The organism is Streptomyces sp. NPDC044044, from assembly GCF_056434405.1.
Genome location: NZ_JBWKFG010000008.1, coordinates 61,969 through 78,456, shown reverse-complemented (window position 1 = coordinate 78,456; position 16,488 = coordinate 61,969). Strand labels below are relative to the sequence as shown.

The 16,488-nt window shown below is 71.6% G+C and carries 14 protein-coding genes; 6 read left to right on the top strand and 8 right to left on the bottom strand.

Annotated elements, in window-relative coordinates; all coding sequences use genetic code 11:
* Positions 1 to 5: 5 nt before the first annotated feature.
* Together AC07AG_RS28470 and AC07AG_RS28465 are read right to left on the bottom strand one after the other, a co-directional pair.
* Positions 6 to 887, bottom strand: coding sequence for an MFS transporter (locus tag AC07AG_RS28470; RefSeq protein ID WP_478758916.1), 882 nt, complete (start codon positions 885 to 887; stop codon positions 6 to 8).
* 193 nt (positions 888 to 1,080) lie between these two features.
* Positions 1,081 to 2,007: a LysR family transcriptional regulator gene (locus AC07AG_RS28465; protein ID WP_478758914.1), complete on the bottom strand. Its 927-nt coding sequence runs from the start codon at positions 2,005 to 2,007 to the stop codon at positions 1,081 to 1,083.
* A 109-nt stretch (positions 2,008 to 2,116) separates the two neighbouring features.
* Between AC07AG_RS28465 and AC07AG_RS28460 the strand changes: the two genes are divergently transcribed.
* A complete protein-coding gene (locus AC07AG_RS28460; protein ID WP_478758912.1) occupies positions 2,117 to 2,947 on the top strand; it encodes an oxidoreductase in 831 nt (276 codons plus the stop codon).
* A 19-nt stretch (positions 2,948 to 2,966) separates the two neighbouring features.
* Here the strand turns inward: AC07AG_RS28460 and AC07AG_RS28455 are convergent, their stop codons facing one another.
* Positions 2,967 to 4,136 carry a methyltransferase gene (locus AC07AG_RS28455; protein WP_478758910.1) on the bottom strand — a complete coding sequence of 390 codons (1,170 nt, stop codon included), beginning with the start codon at positions 4,134 to 4,136 and terminating at the stop codon, positions 2,967 to 2,969.
* A 172-nt stretch (positions 4,137 to 4,308) separates the two neighbouring features.
* Between AC07AG_RS28455 and AC07AG_RS28450 the strand changes: the two genes are divergently transcribed.
* Genes AC07AG_RS28450 through AC07AG_RS28440 form a run of 3 tightly spaced genes read left to right on the top strand, consistent with a single transcriptional unit; the run spans position 4,309 to position 8,950 of the window.
* The gene (locus AC07AG_RS28450) at positions 4,309 to 5,778 is read left to right on the top strand and encodes an aldehyde dehydrogenase family protein (RefSeq protein WP_478758908.1); all 1,470 of its coding nucleotides are present in this window, start codon (positions 4,309 to 4,311) and stop codon (positions 5,776 to 5,778) included.
* Positions 5,775 to 7,364 carry an APC family permease gene (locus AC07AG_RS28445; RefSeq protein WP_478758906.1) on the top strand — a complete coding sequence of 530 codons (1,590 nt, stop codon included), beginning with the start codon at positions 5,775 to 5,777 and terminating at the stop codon, positions 7,362 to 7,364. Before AC07AG_RS28450 ends, AC07AG_RS28445 begins: the two co-directional genes overlap by 4 nt.
* Before the next feature lie 23 nt (positions 7,365 to 7,387).
* Positions 7,388 to 8,950 carry a GMC family oxidoreductase gene (locus AC07AG_RS28440; RefSeq protein WP_478758904.1) on the top strand — a complete coding sequence of 521 codons (1,563 nt, stop codon included), beginning with the start codon at positions 7,388 to 7,390 and terminating at the stop codon, positions 8,948 to 8,950.
* A 27-nt stretch (positions 8,951 to 8,977) separates the two neighbouring features.
* On the opposite strand, the gene AC07AG_RS28435 is transcribed toward AC07AG_RS28440, so the two are convergent.
* Together AC07AG_RS28435 and lnt are read right to left on the bottom strand one after the other, a co-directional pair.
* A complete protein-coding gene (locus AC07AG_RS28435; protein ID WP_478758902.1) occupies positions 8,978 to 9,451 on the bottom strand; it encodes an NUDIX hydrolase in 474 nt (157 codons plus the stop codon).
* A 10-nt stretch (positions 9,452 to 9,461) separates the two neighbouring features.
* Positions 9,462 to 11,069 (bottom strand): apolipoprotein N-acyltransferase, encoded by a 1,608-nt coding sequence (gene lnt, locus AC07AG_RS28430; RefSeq protein WP_478758900.1) that lies wholly within the window; start codon positions 11,067 to 11,069, stop codon positions 9,462 to 9,464.
* Between the two features lie 267 nt (positions 11,070 to 11,336).
* On the opposite strand from lnt, the gene AC07AG_RS28425 reads away from it, so the two are divergent.
* Positions 11,337 to 12,404 (top strand): O-antigen ligase family protein, encoded by a 1,068-nt coding sequence (locus tag AC07AG_RS28425; protein WP_478758898.1) that lies wholly within the window; start codon positions 11,337 to 11,339, stop codon positions 12,402 to 12,404.
* Here the strand turns inward: AC07AG_RS28425 and AC07AG_RS28420 are convergent.
* Together AC07AG_RS28420 and AC07AG_RS28415 are read right to left on the bottom strand one after the other, a co-directional pair.
* Positions 12,361 to 12,915 (bottom strand): hypothetical protein, encoded by a 555-nt coding sequence (locus tag AC07AG_RS28420; RefSeq protein WP_478758896.1) that lies wholly within the window; start codon positions 12,913 to 12,915, stop codon positions 12,361 to 12,363. The genes AC07AG_RS28425 and AC07AG_RS28420 overlap by 44 nt on opposite strands.
* Positions 12,916 to 13,054: 139 nt before the next feature.
* Positions 13,055 to 13,840, bottom strand: coding sequence for a glutamate racemase (locus tag AC07AG_RS28415; RefSeq protein WP_478758894.1), 786 nt, complete (start codon positions 13,838 to 13,840; stop codon positions 13,055 to 13,057).
* Between the two features lie 58 nt (positions 13,841 to 13,898).
* On the opposite strand from AC07AG_RS28415, the gene AC07AG_RS28410 reads away from it, so the two are divergent.
* Positions 13,899 to 15,074: a glycosyltransferase gene (locus AC07AG_RS28410; protein ID WP_478758892.1), complete on the top strand. Its 1,176-nt coding sequence runs from the start codon at positions 13,899 to 13,901 to the stop codon at positions 15,072 to 15,074.
* Here AC07AG_RS28410 and AC07AG_RS28405 read toward each other — a convergent pair whose 3' ends face one another.
* Positions 15,075 to 16,376 carry a TerD family protein gene (locus AC07AG_RS28405; RefSeq protein WP_478758890.1) on the bottom strand — a complete coding sequence of 434 codons (1,302 nt, stop codon included), beginning with the start codon at positions 16,374 to 16,376 and terminating at the stop codon, positions 15,075 to 15,077.
* Positions 16,377 to 16,488: the final 112 nt, after the last annotated feature.

Genomic DNA, 16,488 nt, shown 5'->3' with positions numbered 1-16,488 from the left:
TCGGATTACGGGACGGACTTCTCGGCGGCGGACGACGCCTCGGGACGGGGTGCGGCAGAGGGCGCGGACGCCGTGCCCGGGACGGACGCCGCGCCCGGTGCGGGCGGCGTGCTCAGCGCGCGCCGCAGCAGGGGGACGGCGAGCAGCCCGAGCACGGCGACCGCGAGCAGGAACAGGAGGCCGGTCAGGGCGCTGCCGGTGGAGTCGACGACTGCCGCGATGCCGAGCGGGCCGAAGCCGCCGCCGAGGTTGCCGAGCGCGTTGACCGCTGCGATGCCCGCTGCCGCGGCGGCGCCCGTCAGGAAGCGCGGGATCAGCGCCCAGAAGGCGGGCTGCGCCGCGTATCCGCCGACGGCCGCGGCACACAGGCCGAGCATCTGCACGACGGGTGAGCCGAAGAGCGCGGTGACGGTGAACCCGGCGACGGTCAGGCCGAGCATCGCCGCCGTCCACAGATAGGGGGTGTCGCGGCGGGCCACCAAGCGGGGCACGACGACGAGTCCCGCGGCGACGCAGACGTACGGAACGGCGGAGACGAATCCGATCTCGGTGCTCGTCAGATCGCCGAAGCCGTCGATGATCGTGGGCAGCCAGAACGACAGGCCGTAGGTGGACAGCGGGAAGGCCAGGAAGAACACGGCGGCGGTCAGGACGCGGCGGTCGCGCAGGACCGCGAGCGCGTGCTGCGGCTGTTCGCCCGCTTCGGCCCGGTCGGCGGCCAGGGCGTCGATGAGCCACCGGCGTTCGTCGGCGGCGAGCCAGCGCGCCTCCTCCGGTCCCGCGGGCAGCCGGGCAAGGACGACGGGCGCGACGAGCACGGCCGGGATGCCGGTGGCCAGGAACACCCATTGCCAGCCGGTCAGGCCCCAGGTCCCGTCGAGGTCCATCAGGACGTCTTCTTGAGCACTGTGCGCTCCATGGTGCGAGCGTCCCCTCACGCAGACGTTCGTGATTTCGAACGCCATCTGATACTCCGAACGCCGAAACGGTAAGGGGGTGTTGGGGCAAGGTCAACGGTTGCGACGAGATACGCCCGCGGGCTCCCGTTCCGCCCGTCCGCGCGTCGTCGGTCCACCCTTCCTAGCGCTCTTGCTCCACCCGTCCGAGCGCCTCCGCGCACGCCTTGATGTACGCGCTCACCAGCGGTCGGGCGTCGTCACCCGCGCGCCAGGCCAGGGCGAACCGGCTGGGCGCGATGCCGCGGACCGGGCGCGTGACGACGCCGCCGAGCGTGATCAGGGGCGCGTTGCCCGCGGCCACCAGGCAGACACCGCGGCCGTCCACCAGCGCCTCGTACGTCTCGTCGGTGCTGGCGATCTCCGCGCCGATGCGGGGCGCGCGGCCCTCGCGGGCGTCCAGGGCGAGCCAGTAGTCCCGCAGCGCGCCCGCGCTCTCGGGCAGGGCGAGGAAGGGCTCGTCGGCGATGTCGGCGAAGTCGACCTCGTCCAGGCCCGCGAGGCGGTGGGTCTCGGGCAGGGCGACATGGCGTGGCTCGTCGGCGACCACCACCCACTCGTAGCGCTCCAGGTCGGGAAGCGGCAGCCAGACGAAGGCCACATCCGCCGTACCGTCCGCGAGGCCCGCGCTCGCGTCCTCCCAACTCACCTGCCGCAGCCGGATCGTGGCCGACGGACGGGCCTCGCCGAAGCGGGACCGCACGGCGGGCAGAAGGCCGCCGCGGGCCGGTCGCGTGCTCATGCCCACGGTGAGCGTGGCCCGCTCCTCGTCCTTCGCGCGCTCCACCGCGCCGACCGCCGACCGCCAGCCCTCAAGCACCTGTTGGGCATGCGGCAGGAGCGCCGCACCCACGGAAGTGAGCCGCACGCCGCGGTGGTCCCGCACGAACAGCTCGGCCCCCAGCTGCCGTTCCAGCGCCCGTATCTGCTTGCTCAGCGCGGGCTGCGAGACGAAGAGCCGCTCGGCGGCCCGCGTGAAGTGCAACTCCTGCGCCACCGCGACGAAGTAACGCAGATCCCTGCTGTGTACGTCCCTGCCGTGTAGGTCCATAACCATCAGCTATCACGTCAGGTCTTGGACCTGCCACCCGCAGCTGCCGCAGGATGATCCACGTAGCCGGGAAACGGATGAACCGGCCGCCACTTCAAGGGAGTTCGTGATGACGAAGGTATGGCTCGTGACGGGCGCGAACAGCGGCTTCGGCCGGGCGATCACCGAGGCGGCCGTCGCGGCGGGCGGCGTGGTCGTGGCCACCGCCCGCAACGCGTCGTCCCTGGACGACCTGGTCACCGCCCACCCCGACCAGGTCGAGGCGCTCACCCTGGACGTGACCGACACGGCCGGCATCGAGGCCGCCGTACGCGACGTCACCGACCGGCACGGGCGCATCGACGTCCTGGTGAACAACGCGGGCCGAAGCCACGTCGGCGCCCTGGAGGAGGACTCGGACGCCGAGCTGCGTGCCCTGTTCGACGTGCACGTCTTCGGCCCCGCCGCGCTGACCCGCGCCGTGCTTCCGCACATGCGGGCACGGCGCTCGGGCGCGATCGTGCAGATGAGCAGCATGGGCGGGCAGATGTCGTTCGCGGGGTTCTCGGCGTACAGCGGAACGAAGTTCGCCCTTGAGGGAATGTCGGAGGCGCTGGCCGCGGAGGTGGGACCGCTCGGCATCAAGGTCCTGGTCGTGGAGCCCGGCGCCTTCCGCACCAGCCTGTTCGGCAACACCAGCGCGAGCCCCGTGGAGATCCCGGACTACGCCCGGACGGCGGGCGCCACCCGCACGATGGTCGCGGGTGGCGACGGCGAGCAGCCCGGCGACCCGGCGAAGGCCGCCGCCGCGATCATCACCGCGCTCGACGCCGACGACACTCCGCTGCGGCTGCCCCTTGGCGAGGACGCCGTGGACGCGGTCGTCGGCCACCTCGACTCGGTCCGTGCGGAGATCGCCACGTGGGAGAAGGTGACGCGGGCCACCGCCTTCGACGCCTGACGCAGTCTCAGGACCGGTGTCAGCGGTCGCGCTTGACCGCCCGCAGAACCACGAACTTCGGGTCGCTCGCCATGACTTGGGAGTTGCCGAAGAGCTTCCGCAGCTTCACGTGGTACCCGAGGTGGCGGTTGCCGACGACCCACAGCTCACCGCCGGGACGCAGCGCGGCGCGTGCTCCGTTGAACATCCGCCAGGCGGTCGCGCCGGAGGTCGCCTGGTGGCTGTGGAAGGGCGGGTTGTTCAGGACGAGGTCCACCGTCCCGTCGGGGACGGTGGACAGCGCGTCGCCCGCGACGAACTCCGCGCGCGTGGACGCGGCGGCGTTCGCGCGGAAGGTGGCCTTCGCCGATGCGACGGCGGGATACGACTCGTCGATGAAGGTGACCGTGGCCTCGGGGTCGGCGACGGCGGCGGCCGTGCCGAGCACGCCGTTGCCGCAGCCCAGGTCCACGATGTGCGCGGCGCCCCTGCCGGTCGGCAGGTGGTGCAGGAAGAAGCGGGTGCCGATGTCGAGGCGGTCGGCGCAGAACACGCCCGCGTGGTCGACGACGGTAAGCCCCGCACCCGCGCCGGAGTCGGCGTCGAGGACATGGCTGCGCGGCCAGGGGCTGTCGCCGGGGTCGCGCTCCGGATCCGGCGTGCTGAAGATGAGCCGCGCCTTCTGCCGGGCCAGCGACGTCCGCGTAGGGCCGATGATCCGCTCGAAGAGGTCGAGCGTCGAGGTGTGGATCTCGTTGACCATGCCGGTGCCGACGACGACCGTGCCCGCGTGCAGGGCGGGCGCGAGCCGGTGCAGCTGGTCCTCCAGGAGCGAGAGGCTCTTCGGCACACGGACCAGAAGTACGTCGATCCTGCTCGGCACAGCGTCGTCGGTGCTCGCGAGCCGCACCGCGTCCGGCGCGAACCCGGCGCGTGCCACATTGGCCCGCGTCGCCTCCCGCGCGAGGAAGGAATCGGTGATCAGGGTCGGCCCGTGCTCGGCCAGCGAGGTGGTCAGCGCGCCCCAGCGGTCACCGACGACGGCCACGGCGCCGGAGAGGTCGACGGGCTTCGCCTCGTCCTCCGTCTCGCCCGCCAGATGCCGCAGCAGGTAGGCGTCGGCGGCGGACCAGGCGCGCAGCGGATCGCGGGAGTCCTCGGGAAATCGTGTGAGGTCGTACGCGCCCCATGACGTGCTCAGTCGGTTCATCGTGCCTTCAGGCTAACCGAGTGGCGGGCGGACGATCTTCGCGGACGCCTGTTCCCGCTGGGGCGGACCGGGGCTGCTGCGCCGAATAGCGGCTCAAGTAGTGCGGGCGCGGCTCATTCTCCTTACCGTCCTTTCGTGGAGCACCCGCGCATCCCATCCCCGAGGAGCCGTCATGCCGGAGCTGTTCATCGGCGGAACATGGACCACTGCCGTGGACGGGCAGGTACGGGAAATCCGCTGCCCAGCGGACAACACCCTGGTCGCGACCATCGACGAGGCCGGGCCGAAGGACGCCGCGGCGGCGATCGCCGCCGCCCGTGAGGCCTTCGACCGCGGACCGTGGCCCGCCACTCCGGCGGCCGAACGCGGCCGTCTGCTGTTGCGCGTGGCCGACCTCCTCGAACGCGACAAGGACGCGCTCGCCCGCGCCGAATCCCTGGACACCGGGAAGCGGCTCGTGGAGAGCGAGTACGACATGGACGACATCGCGAACTGCTTCCGCTACTTCGGCAACCTGACGGCGGCGGGCGGCACCGACCGGGTCGTCGACGCCGGAAGCCCGGATGTGGACAGCCGGGTGGTGCACGAGCCGGTCGGGGTGTGCGCGCTGATCACTCCGTGGAACTATCCGCTGCTGCAGACGGCCTGGAAGGTCGCCCCGGCGCTCGGCGCGGGCAACACCTTCGTCCTCAAGCCCAGCGAGCTGACCCCGCACACCTCGATCATCCTGATGCGGCTGCTCACCGAGGCCGGGCTGCCGGGCGGGGCTGCCAACCTGATCCTCGGCGCGGGCCCCACCGCGGGCGCGCCGCTCAGCGAGGACCCCCGGGTCGACATGGTGTCGTTCACCGGCGGCCTCGTCACCGGACGGCGCATCATGGCCGCCGCGGCGCCCACCGTGAAGAAGGTCGCCCTGGAACTGGGCGGCAAGAACCCGAACATCGTCTTCGCCGACGCCGACTTCGACGCGGCGCTCGACTACGCCCTGATGGCGATCTTCCTGCACTCGGGCCAGGTCTGTTCGGCCGGGGCGCGGCTCCTCGTGGAGGACTCGCTGCACGACAGGTTCGTCGACGCGGTGGTCGAGCGCGCGCAGCAGATCCGGCTCGGCGGCCCCTTCGACGTCAACGCCCGCACGGGCCCGCTGATCTCCGCCGCGCACCGCGACAAGGTCGAGGCGTACGTGGCGGCCGGCATCGCCGAGGGCGCGGTACTGCGCTGCGGCGGCGCGCGCCCCGACGACCCGGCGCTGAAGGACGGCTACTACTACCCGCCGACCGTGCTCGACGAGTGCACCCCCGGCATGTCCGTGGTCACCGACGAGTCGTTCGGCCCGGTACTCACCGTCGAGCGGTTCCGGGACGAGGCCGAGGCGATCGCGCTCGCCAACGACACCGTGTACGGCCTCGCGGGCGCCGTATGGACCCAGGACACCGGCAAGGGCCAGCGCGTGGCGGCCGGGATGCGCGCCGGAACCGTCTGGATCAACGACTTCCACCCCTATGTGCCGCAGGCGGAGTGGGGCGGCATGAAGCAGTCCGGCTTCGGCCGCGAACTGGGGCCGGCCGGCCTCGCCGAGTACCAAGAGGCCAAGCACATCTGGCGCAATCTCGCAGCGACACCACAGAGGTGGTTCGAATGAGCAAGGACCACGGCAAGGGCTCCGAGGCCGCCGACGCCGCCCGGCAACAGCACCAGGACGACGACGACGCGCTCGGCAAGCTCGGCTACCGCCCCGAGCTCAAGCGCACCCTCGGCAACTTCCACACCTTTGCCGCCGGGATCAGCTACATCTCGATCCTGACCGGCACCTTCCAGCTCTTCTACTTCGGCGTCAGCTTCGGCGGTCCCGCCTACTGGTGGTCCTGGCCGATGGTCTTCGTCGGGCAGCTGATGGTGGCCCTGTGCTTCTGCGAGCTTGCCGCCCGCTTCCCCGTCGCGGGGTCCGTCTACAACTGGGCCAAGCAGCTCGGCGGCCCGCACGTCGGCTGGCTCGGCGGCTGGATGATGCTGACGGCGACCATGGTGTCCCTGGCTGCGGTCGCCCTCGCGTACCAGATCACGCTGCCGCAGATCTCCGACGTGTTCCAGTTCATCGGGGACGGCAGCGGGACGACCGACGCGGCGAAGAACGCGGTGCTGCTCGGCTCGGTGCTGATCCTGTTCACCACGCTGGTCAACGCGTTCGGCGTCAAGTTGATGGCCCGGATCAACTCCGCCGGCGTACTGATCGAGCTGATCGCGGCCGTCGTCCTGATCGTGCTGCTCGCCGCCCACATCACACGCGGCCCGAGCGCCATCACGGAGACCGGCGGCTTGGGCCAGGGCCAGAACCTCGGATACTTTGGGGCCTTCCTGACAGCCTCGCTGGCGTCGGCGTACGTGATGTACGGCTTCGACACCGCGTCCTCGCTCGGCGAGGAGTCCCTCGACCCGAGCCGCAACGCGCCGCGGGCCATCCTGCGGGCGCTGGTCTTCTCGTTCCTCATCGGCGGGCTCATCCTGCTGTTCGCGCTCCTGGCCGTGCCGGATCTGCACGCGAAGGAACTTTCCGTGGACGGGCTGCAGTACGTGGTCCTGAGCACGCTGGGCTCCACGATCGGCGAGATCGTGCTGTGGTGCGTGGTGGTCGCCATCACCGTCTGCGAACTCGCCGTGCAGGCCGCGGGCATCCGCCTCGCGTTCGCCATGGCCCGCGACAACTGCCTGCCCGCGTCCTCGCTGCTCGCGAAGGTCAGCCCCCGCTTCAAGACCCCTGTCCTGCCCGCGATCATCATCGGGCTCGTCGGCGTCGGCATCCTGGTCGTCAACATCAATCAGCCGCAGATCTTCTCGGTGATCACGAGCATCGCGATCATCATGATCTACCTGGCCTATCTGCTGGTCACCCTGCCCATGCTGGTCAGGCGGCTGCGCGGCCAGTGGCAGCCCGCCGAGGGCAAGTTCTCGCTCGGCAAGTTCGGCCTCCCGGTCAACATCCTCGCCGTGCTCTGGGGCGCGGCCATGTCCATCAACCTGGCCTGGCCCCGCGCCGAGGTCTACAACGCGACCGGGCCGCAGCACTGGTACCTGCGCTGGGGCGCATTCGTCTTCATCGGCATCGTGGCCTGCGGCGGCTTCGCCTACTACTGGTTCGTGCAGCGGCACAAGGCGGGCGTACTCGCCGAGCACCGTTTCGAAGAGGCCGTCGACCCCACCACTCCCCCGTCGCCGCCTGCCACCCCCTGAACCCCCTGTGATCTGGAGTCACCATGCCCGCAGAGAGTCCCCAGGCCGAGTTCGACTACGTGGTGGTCGGCGGCGGCACGGCAGGCGCCGTCGTCGCCGCGCGGCTGACCGAGGACCCGGACGTCAGCGTCTGCGTCCTTGAGGCAGGACCTTCGGACGTCGGCGACGACAACATCCTCCAGCTGACCAAGTGGATGGCCCTGTTGGAGTCCGGTTACGACTGGGACTATCCGGTGGAGCCGCAGGAGAACGGCAACAGCTTCATGCGGCACGCCCGCGCCAAGGTGCTCGGCGGCTGCTCGTCGCACAACTCCTGCATCGCCTTCTGGGCGCCCGCCGAGGACCTCGACGAATGGGGCTCCATGGGCTGCACCGGCTGGAGCGCCGCGGACTGCTTCCCGCTCTACCAGCGCCTGGAGACCAACGACGCACCCGGTGACCACCACGGCCGCTCGGGCCCTGTGAACATCATGAGTGTGCCGCCGAACGACCCCTGCGGAGCGGCCCTGCTGGAGGCGTGCGCGGCGGCGGGCATCCCCACCACCCCGTTCAACACCGGCAAGACGGTGACGCGCGGCGCCCACTGGTTCCAGATCAACTCCCGTACGGACGGCACCCGTTCGTCCGCGTCGGTGTCGTATCTGCACCCGATCCTCGGCAAGCGGCCCAACCTCGAGGTGCGCACCGGCCTGCAGGCCAAGCAGCTCGTCTTCGACGAGAACCGGCGCTGCACGGGTGTCGAGTACCTGGAACCCGACACCATTCACAGCGGCAGCGTCACGGCACGCCGCGAGGTGATCGTGTCCTGCGGGGCCATCGACTCGCCCAAGCTCCTGATGCTGTCGGGGATCGGACCGGCCGCGCACCTGCGGGAGTGCGGCGTGGAGGTGCTCGCGGACTCCCCCGGCGTCGGCGCCCACCTCCAGGACCACCCCGAGGGCGTGATCATGTGGGAGGCGAAGCAGCCGATGGTCACCTCCTCCACCCAGTGGTGGGAGATCGGCATCTTCGCGGACACCGAACCGGGCCTCGACCGCCCGGACCTGATGTTCCACTACGGCTCGGTGCCCTTCGACATGAACACCTACCGGCGCGGCTATCCGACCACCGACAACGCCTTCTGCCTGACCCCGAACGTCACCCGGGCCCGCTCCATGGGCACGGTGCGGCTGCGCACCCGCGACTTCCGGGACAAGCCGAAGGTCGACCCGCGCTACTTCACCGACGAGCACGACATCCGCGTGATGACGTACGGGCTGCGCCTCGCCCGCGAGATCGCCGCGCAGGCCCCGATGGCCGACTGGGCGGGCGCCGAACTCGCTCCGGGCCCGGACGCCACGACGGACGACGAGCTCTTCGCCTACATCCGTCAGACCCACAACACCGTCTACCACCCGGCAGGCACCGTGCGGATGGGCGCGACGGACGACGCGGACTCGCCGCTCGACCCCGAACTGCGCGTCAAGGGCGTCACCGGGCTGCGCGTCGCCGACGCGTCGGTCATGCCGTTCCTGCCCGCGGTCAACCCGTGCATCACCACGATGATGATCGGCGAGAAGTGCGCCGACATGATCAAGGCGAGCTGAGCGGGACAGCGGGCACCGCTCAGGAAATCACTGCCGGTCGAACCAGGTGGGCTGTTCCTCCGCCATGGCCTGCTTGATCCGGAAGAGTCCGAACTCGTGCAGGTCGGGCAGCTGGTCCAGCGCGAACCAGCCCACTTCGAGGGACTCGTCGTCGTTGACGCGGGCCTCGCCGCCGACGGCGCGGCAGCGAAGGGTGACGTCCATGAACTGGCAGGTGTCGCCGTTCGGGTACGTCACCGGCTCCAACGCCTCGACGAGCACGACGCGCTCGGGCACGCAGTGCACCGCGGTCTCCTCGAACACCTCGCGCACGGCACATGCGGCGGGCTGCTCCCCCGGGTCCGGGATGCCGCCGATGACGGACCACTTGCCGTTGTCGCTGCGCCGCCCGAGCAGCACTCTGCCCTCGTCGTCGAAGACGATGGCGGTGACCCCGGGGAGCCACAACAGCTGGTGGCCCGCGTCGGCCCGGATCGTACGGATGAAGTCAGGAGTAGCCATGTCATCGACCCTAACGGGCGCGCCTGGCCCGGACCGCGCCCGTCACCGCCCAGCCGAGACCGCCGGCCGCGATCAGCACGAGGATGCCCTCGGGCAGTACGCCGAACCGGGTGGCCGGGGTCTGCGAGGAGCGCAGCGGCACCTCCTCGACCAGTGAGTCGGCGGTGAACCACTTCGTCTTCTGGGAGACCCGGCCGTCCGGCATGATGATCGCGCTCACCCCGCTGGTCACCGGGACGGTGACGGTGCGGCTGTGCTCGACGGCGCGGATCCGCGACATGGCCAGCTGCTGGTAGGTCATCTCGCTGCGGTCGAACGTCGCGTTGTTGCTGGGCACCGAGATCAGTTGCGCGCCGTGGGTGACGGTGTCGCGCACGGCCCAGTCGAAGGCGGCCTCGTAGCAGGTGGCGAGGCCCACCTTCGTGCCCGCCATGGTGAAGACGCCGGGCTTGGTGCCGCGGCTGAAGTCCTGGCGCACCATGCCGACGTCGCTGCTGAAGAAGCCGACGACGTCGCGCAGCGGGATGTACTCGCCGAAGGGCTGGATCTGCCGCTTGTCGTAGGTGTCCGTGGGGCCCTTCTTCGGGTCCCACAGGATCTGCTCGTTGAAGAGTTTGCCGTCCTTGGACTCGACGACGCCGCCCACCGAGATGGGGGCGCCGACCGCCTTCACCGCGCGCTCGATCGCCTCGCGGGCGTCGGGGTTGGTGAACGGGTCGATGTCGGAGGAGTTCTCCGGCCACAGGACGAAGTCCGGCTGCTCGGCCTTGCCCGCCTTCACCCGGTCCGCGAGCCGCTCGGTCTCGCGTACATGGTGGTCGAGCACGGCGCGGCGCTGGGCGTTGAAGTCCAGGCCCGCCTGCGGGACGTTGCCCTGGATGGCGGCGACGGTCGCCGTGCCGTCCTCCGCGCCGTCGCTGACGAGCGGACGCGCGGCGAAGGCCCCGGCGACCGGGACGAGCACGCTGAGCAGAGCCGCTGCCGCCGCACCACGGCGTACGGATCCGGTGCCGCGTGCGGCCAGGGCCTGGCGGACGATCTCGTACAGGCCGAAGCCGCACAGGACCACCGCGAACCCGAGCACCGGGGTGCCGCCGAGCGCGGCCAGCGGCAGGAAGACGCCGTCCGCCTGCCCGAAGGCGATCTTCCCCCACGGGAATCCGCTGAACGGCACGCGCGCGCGTGCCGCCTCACCGGCGATCCAGAGGGCCGCTGCCCAGAGCGGGTAGGCGGGCAGCCGCGAGACGGCGGCGATGCCCGCTCCGACGAGGGCGACGAACATCGCCTCGATTGCGGCGAGCGCGAGCCAGGGGCCCGGACCGACCTCCACGCCGGTCCACACCAGGAGCGGCAGCAGGAATCCGAGGCCGAAGAGATAGCCGAGACCGAGGCCCGCCTTCCAGCTGCGGCCGTGCAGACACCAGGCGAACACCGCGAAGGCCGGCAGCGCGAGCCACCACAGGGTGCGTGGCGGAAAGCTGACGTACAGCAGCACTCCGGAGAGTGCCGACGCGGCGGCCGGGACGAGCGCGCGCAGGACGCGTGCCGTGCGCGAAAGGGGCGCGGACTGCGGTCCGAGCTGCTTCGACTCGTCTGCGGAGGTGGTGGTGGCGGTCACTCGGGGAGTGTACGGCGCGTCACTTGGACACGGACAGGATGGTCGTGCCCGGCCACCGCGGCCGGGGTCCCGTCCTCCGGCGGAAGCCGCGCGGGCGTGCCCGCGGGAGGCTTTGTCCCTGCGATAGCCGGATCGTTCCTGCGCAAGACGTCCACATCTCACCTTCCCAGCGACTACGGTGTGCCCGAGTCCCTGACCTGCGGCGGATCACGCCACGGCGTTCGGGGCCCGCACACAGCGGGGGGCGACGGGGTGGGGACAACGGGGATGGCCGCGACGGCCGGGCCACCGGGGGCGTACGAACGGCGCAGCGCGTCCGACGCGACGGGCTGCGCCCTGCTCGGCGTGTGCGCGGCCTGGACCTTGATCACCGCCGGGGTGCACGGCGGTCAGCCGGAGGGCGTGCTCCTGGCGGTGCTAGCCGTGGCCGCGGGGTACGCGGGCGGGCGGATCTGCGGCGCGCTCCTGCCGGTCGCCGCGCCCTGTGCCGGTGCGCTGGCCGGGATCGGCCTCGCGGCGGCGGCCCCGCACCTTGCGCCGGGGCCCGCAGGTACGGCGCCGCTCGGCCACACCGGCGCCACGGCCGCGCTCCTGATCCTGGCGTCGGGGGCGGCGTGCTCCGCGGCGTGGGCGGCCCGCAGGCCCGCGACGCGGCTCGCGATGCGGCTGCTCGCCGTGGGGATCGTGGTGGCCGCCGTGGCGCTCGGCTCGATGGCCGGTTTCGTCGCGTGCACCGGGATCCTGCTCTGTTCGCTGGCGACCGCCCTGATGCGGCGCCGGGCGCTCGGCCTCGCGGGGCTCGCCCTGGCGACGGCGGTGGTGACCGGTCTGACCTGGGCGATCGCCGATGACGTACTCCCGGAGGGTCTGAGCGCGTCCCTGGTGGGCCAGCTCGACGGGCAACGGGTCCAGCTGTGGCACGACGCGCTCGCGCTCGCGGGCCAGGAACCGGCGCTCGGGGTGGGGCCCGGCCGGTTCGCCGACTCGAGCCCCACGGTGGCGGAGAACCTCCTCACGGACGGCAGGCCGCATTCGGCGCCGCTGCAGCAGGCGGCCGAGCAGGGCCTGACGGGCGTGGTCCTGCTCGCGGCGGTGTTCTGCTGGCTTCTGTACGCCCTGTACCGCTCGCCGCGCTCCACCCAGGTCGTCCTGTCGGCGGGCGCCGCCCTGACGGCGCTGGCCGCCGTGGCATCGGTCGGCAACGCGCTGAGCGTCACGGCGGTGACGACGGGCGCGGGATACCTCGCGGGCATCGCCACGGCGAGACCGCTGGGGGACGAACCGGCGCAGGTCAGGCCGCCGGGCTCCCCGCCACTCCCAGCCGCTCCCGGATGATCCGTACGGCCGCTTCGGCGTCGTCGACGGTGACCGTGAACGTACGGCCGTCGCCCAGGCTCAGGACCAGGCCCTCACCGCGTCGGACCACGACGGCGGTGCCGATCTCGGGCCGCGAGCGGTAGCCCCAGCCGCCCCACTGCCGGGGGCTGACGGCCTGCGCGAACTCGGCGCCCACCACGTGGGAGAGAAGGATGCGGCGGCGCGGCAGTCCCATGTGGCCGCAGCGCACTTCCAGGGAGTCCTTGTCGACCTTCACGGCGACATGGACGAAGGCGAGGGTGCCGAACAGGATCAGAAGCCCGGCGGCGATGCACCCCACGACGGACATGGCCAGGGCCGCGATCCCGGACGTCCACATGCTGTCGACGGCCAGCTCGATGCCCAGCGCCAGGCAGAGGGCACCGGCCGACGCCAGCAGCCACTGCACGCGGTTGGTCGCGCTACCGGTCCAGACTTCCGGCGGGGCGTCGGCTGTGCTGCCCCGCTCACCGTGGGTGTGGTCCCTCATGCGTCCGAGACTACTCACGTTCCGGAGGGAAGGCACCGCATCGCGGAGCGTTACTGCTCCGGGTGGACGGGCGACGCCGTTCTGTACGCGGGGTTCGGCGGACCCTCGCCCGCGGGGTCGGCGTGCGTCCGTACGGGACTCAGCGCACTGGGGTGGCCGCCGCGAGGAGCCTGCCTTCGGCGTACGTGTGGGCGGCGACGGGCAGCTCGGAGGGCCGCCCGCTGAGGATCACCGTCAGGCCGCCTTCCGTACCCGTGCCAGGACCGGGCAGCCCTCCGGCCCTGCGCAGCCCCTGGGCCGCGACCGCTCCGGCGGAGCCGTGCAGGACGAGGGGCGGCAGGTCGGGCTGCTGGAGGGCCGCGCGGATGCGCTCCCCGACCAGCTCGTAGTGGGTGCAGCCCAGGACGACGGCCCTTACGTCACGCGGAGTCAGGGCGGCCGCGGCGGCGACCGCGCGGTCGATGGCCGCCTCGTCGGCGTACTGCACGGCGTCCGCGAGGCCGGGGCAGGGCACCTCGGTGACGGAGGCACCGCCGGCGAACTCCTCGATGAGGCCGCGCTGGTAGGGGCTTCCGGTGGTGGCGGGAGTGGCCCAGATGGCGACAGGGCCGCCGCCGGCCGCGGCCGGCTTGATCGCCGGTACGGTCCCGATGATCGGCAGGTCGGGCTCGAACCGGGCGCGCAGGGCGGGCAGGGCGACCACGGAAGAGGTGTTGCAGGCCACGATCAGCGCTTGGGGGTGGTGCGCTGCGGCTGCCTCGGCGATGTCGAGCGAGCGCTGGATGACGTCCTCGGCGGAGCGCGGCCCCCAGGGCAGTCCGTCGGGGTCCGAGGAGAGGATGAGATCGGCGTCCGGCCGCAGACGACGGACCGCCGCCGCGGCGGGGAGCAGGCCGATACCGGAGTCGATGAGCGCGATCTTCACCCGGTCACCATAGTCGATCGGCCTCCGGTGCCCGATGCCGTGGGGCAGACTTCGGCGGATGAGCGCCGTTGTGTGGACCGCCGCCGCATCGCTTGCCGCCTGGCTGTGGCTCCTGTTGGGGCAGGGCTTCTTCTGGCGCACGGACCTGCGTCTGCCGCCGCGCCGCGAACCGGACACCTGGCCCTCGGTCTGCGTCGTCGTCCCCGCCCGTGACGAGGCCGCCGTACTGCCTCTGAGCCTGCCCTCGCTGCTGGCCCAGGACTATCCCGGGCAGGCCGAGATCTTCCTTGTCGACGACGGGAGTTCGGACGGCACCGGCGCGCTGGCCCGCTCGCTGGCCGACCGGTACGGCGGCCTGCCGCTGACCGTCGGTTCACCGGGTGAGCCGCCGCAGGGCTGGACCGGCAAGCTCTGGGCCGTACGGCACGGAATCGGCCTGGCACGCGCCCGTGAGCCGCGGTATCTGCTCCTCACCGACGCGGACATCGCCCATGAGCCGGACAGTCTGCGGGAGTTGGTCGCCGCGGCGGAGACGGCCGGATTCGACCTTGTCTCGCAGATGGCCCGGCTGCGCGTCGCGAGCATGTGGGAGCGGCTCGTCGTCCCGGCGTTCGTGTACTTCTTCGCGCAGCTCTATCCGTTCCGCTGGATCGCCAAGGAGGGCTCGCGCACGGCCGCGGCCGCGGGCGGATGCGTCCTGCTGAGCTCGGCGGCCGCCGAGCGTGCGGGGATCCCCGACTCCATCCGGCACGCGGTGATCGACGACGTGACGCTCGCCAGGGCGGTGAAGCGCTCGGGCGGCCGCATCTGGCTGGGGCTCGCGGAGCGCGTCGACAGCGTGCGTCCCTATCCCGGGCTGGGCGATCTGTGGCGGATGGTCTCGCGCAGCGCCTACGCCCAACTGCGGCACCATCCCCTGGTCCTGCTCGGTACGGTCCTGGGGCTCGCCCTGATCTACCTCGCGCCGCCGTTCGCGCTGTTCGCAGGCCTGGCGAGCGGCCGAGCGGCGGCCACCGTGCTCGGTGGACTCGCATGGCTCGTGATGACGGCGACGTACATCCCGATGCTGCGCTACTACCGGCAGACTCTCTGGCTCGCTCCCCTCCTGCCGTTCACCGCTTTCCTCTACCTCCTCATGACGGTGGATTCGGCGGTGCAGCACTACAGGGGGCGCGGGGCCGCGTGGAAAGGGCGGACGTACGCCCGCCCCGATCCGGCTCCCGATCAGCGCTGATCACTTCCTGCCGGGCGTCCAGTTCATGCCCCAGCCGTACGCGTAGTCGATGGTGCGCTGCGGGCTCACGCCGCGCTCGGGCACCAGATAGCGGGCCTCGCGCTGGACGAAGAGGTCGCCGTTGTTGTTCGTGAGCAGGGCGAGCGCACACACCGTGGAAGGCACCGTGCACTCGTCGAGCGAGAAGTCGATGGAGGCGCCGTGCTGCGGCTGCAGGGTGACCGTGGCGTTCAGGTCGGCGAAGCTGCGCGCACCCTCGTAGATCGTCACGAAGATGACGATGCGCTTGAAGTCCTTGATGTGGTCGAGGTTGACCGTGAGGTTCTCGCCGCTGGCCACCGCTCCGGTGCGGTCGTCGCCGTCGAGCAGCAGGTACGGGGGCTGGTCCAGCGAGCCGAAGGCGTTGCCGAGCGCCTGGACGACGCCCTTGCGGCCGTCGGACAGTTCGTACAGGGCACACAGGTCCAGGTCGAGGTCCGCGTGCATCGCCACGGCACGGCCGAGCTTGCTGGCCCAGCCCTTGAACTGCTTGCGCACCTCCCAGTTGAGGTTCACGCGCATCGCACCGGATGTGCCGCCCTGCTTGGTCAGCGAGACGGACGGCGCGTCCTTGGTGAGCGTGACCTTGGTGAGGCGCACGGGCTGGGCCGCGGGGGCCGGAGCGGCGGCGGGCGGCGGGGCCTGAACGGGGGCGGCCGGGGCCGTCGGAGTCACCGGGGGCGCGGGGGCCTGCACCGCGGCCGGAGCGGGAGGCGCCGGCGCCGGCTCGTCCACCGAGATCCCGTAGTCCGTGGCGAGCCCCTGGAGCCCGCTGCCGTAGCCCTGCCCGACGGCGCGGAACTTCCACGCGCCCTGTCGGCGGTAGAGCTCACCGAGGACGAACGCCGTCTCCACGGTCGCGTCCTCGCTGTCGTAGCGCGCGATCTCGGCGCCGTTCGCCGCGTCGACGACCCGGATGAAGAGACCGGGGACCTGCCCGAAGGTGCCACCGTCCGTCGACGCGGCGAGCACCACGGTCTCGACGGCGGGCTCCACGCGCGCGAGGTCCACCACGAGTGCGTCGGTCACGCGGCCGCCGTCGCTCTTCTTGCCCTCGTGGCGCACGGCACCGGAGGTGTGGACCGCCTGGTTGTAGAAGACGAAGTCGTCGTCCGAGCGGACCTTTCCGGAAGTGGCGAGCAACAGGGCCGACGCGTCGGCGTCCGGTACCCCGGCTCCTGAGGCCCACCCCAGTTCGACGCGCACGGCAGGTGCCGGCACAGGAACATTCGATCCCTTAGGCATTGTCATGTCCGCCCCCATCGCAAGTCACATCGTAAGTCGCCACGTCCGGCCAGGCCGCCGTCCCGTTCATGACCAACCTATTACCCGGACCCCCGAGTGGCCCACGTCCACCGCCGACACCCTGTCGCAC

Excerpts from the sequence above, each read along its gene's own strand:
- AC07AG_RS28470 (WP_478758916.1), bottom strand. The coding sequence starts at position 887 with ATGGACCTCGACGGGACCTGGGGCCTGACCGGCTGGCAATGGGTGTTC.
- AC07AG_RS28465 (WP_478758914.1), bottom strand. The coding sequence starts at position 2,007 with ATGGACCTACACGGCAGGGACGTACACAGCAGGGATCTGCGTTACTTC.
- AC07AG_RS28460 (WP_478758912.1), top strand. The coding sequence starts at position 2,117 with ATGACGAAGGTATGGCTCGTGACGGGCGCGAACAGCGGCTTCGGCCGG.
- AC07AG_RS28455 (WP_478758910.1), bottom strand. The coding sequence starts at position 4,136 with ATGAACCGACTGAGCACGTCATGGGGCGCGTACGACCTCACACGATTT.
- AC07AG_RS28450 (WP_478758908.1), top strand. The coding sequence starts at position 4,309 with ATGCCGGAGCTGTTCATCGGCGGAACATGGACCACTGCCGTGGACGGG.
- AC07AG_RS28445 (WP_478758906.1), top strand. The coding sequence starts at position 5,775 with ATGAGCAAGGACCACGGCAAGGGCTCCGAGGCCGCCGACGCCGCCCGG.
- AC07AG_RS28440 (WP_478758904.1), top strand. The coding sequence starts at position 7,388 with ATGCCCGCAGAGAGTCCCCAGGCCGAGTTCGACTACGTGGTGGTCGGC.
- AC07AG_RS28435 (WP_478758902.1), bottom strand. The coding sequence starts at position 9,451 with ATGGCTACTCCTGACTTCATCCGTACGATCCGGGCCGACGCGGGCCAC.
- AC07AG_RS28425 (WP_478758898.1), top strand. The coding sequence starts at position 11,337 with ATGGCCGCGACGGCCGGGCCACCGGGGGCGTACGAACGGCGCAGCGCG.
- AC07AG_RS28420 (WP_478758896.1), bottom strand. The coding sequence starts at position 12,915 with ATGAGGGACCACACCCACGGTGAGCGGGGCAGCACAGCCGACGCCCCG.
- AC07AG_RS28410 (WP_478758892.1), top strand. The coding sequence starts at position 13,899 with ATGAGCGCCGTTGTGTGGACCGCCGCCGCATCGCTTGCCGCCTGGCTG.
- AC07AG_RS28405 (WP_478758890.1), bottom strand. The coding sequence starts at position 16,376 with ATGGGGGCGGACATGACAATGCCTAAGGGATCGAATGTTCCTGTGCCG.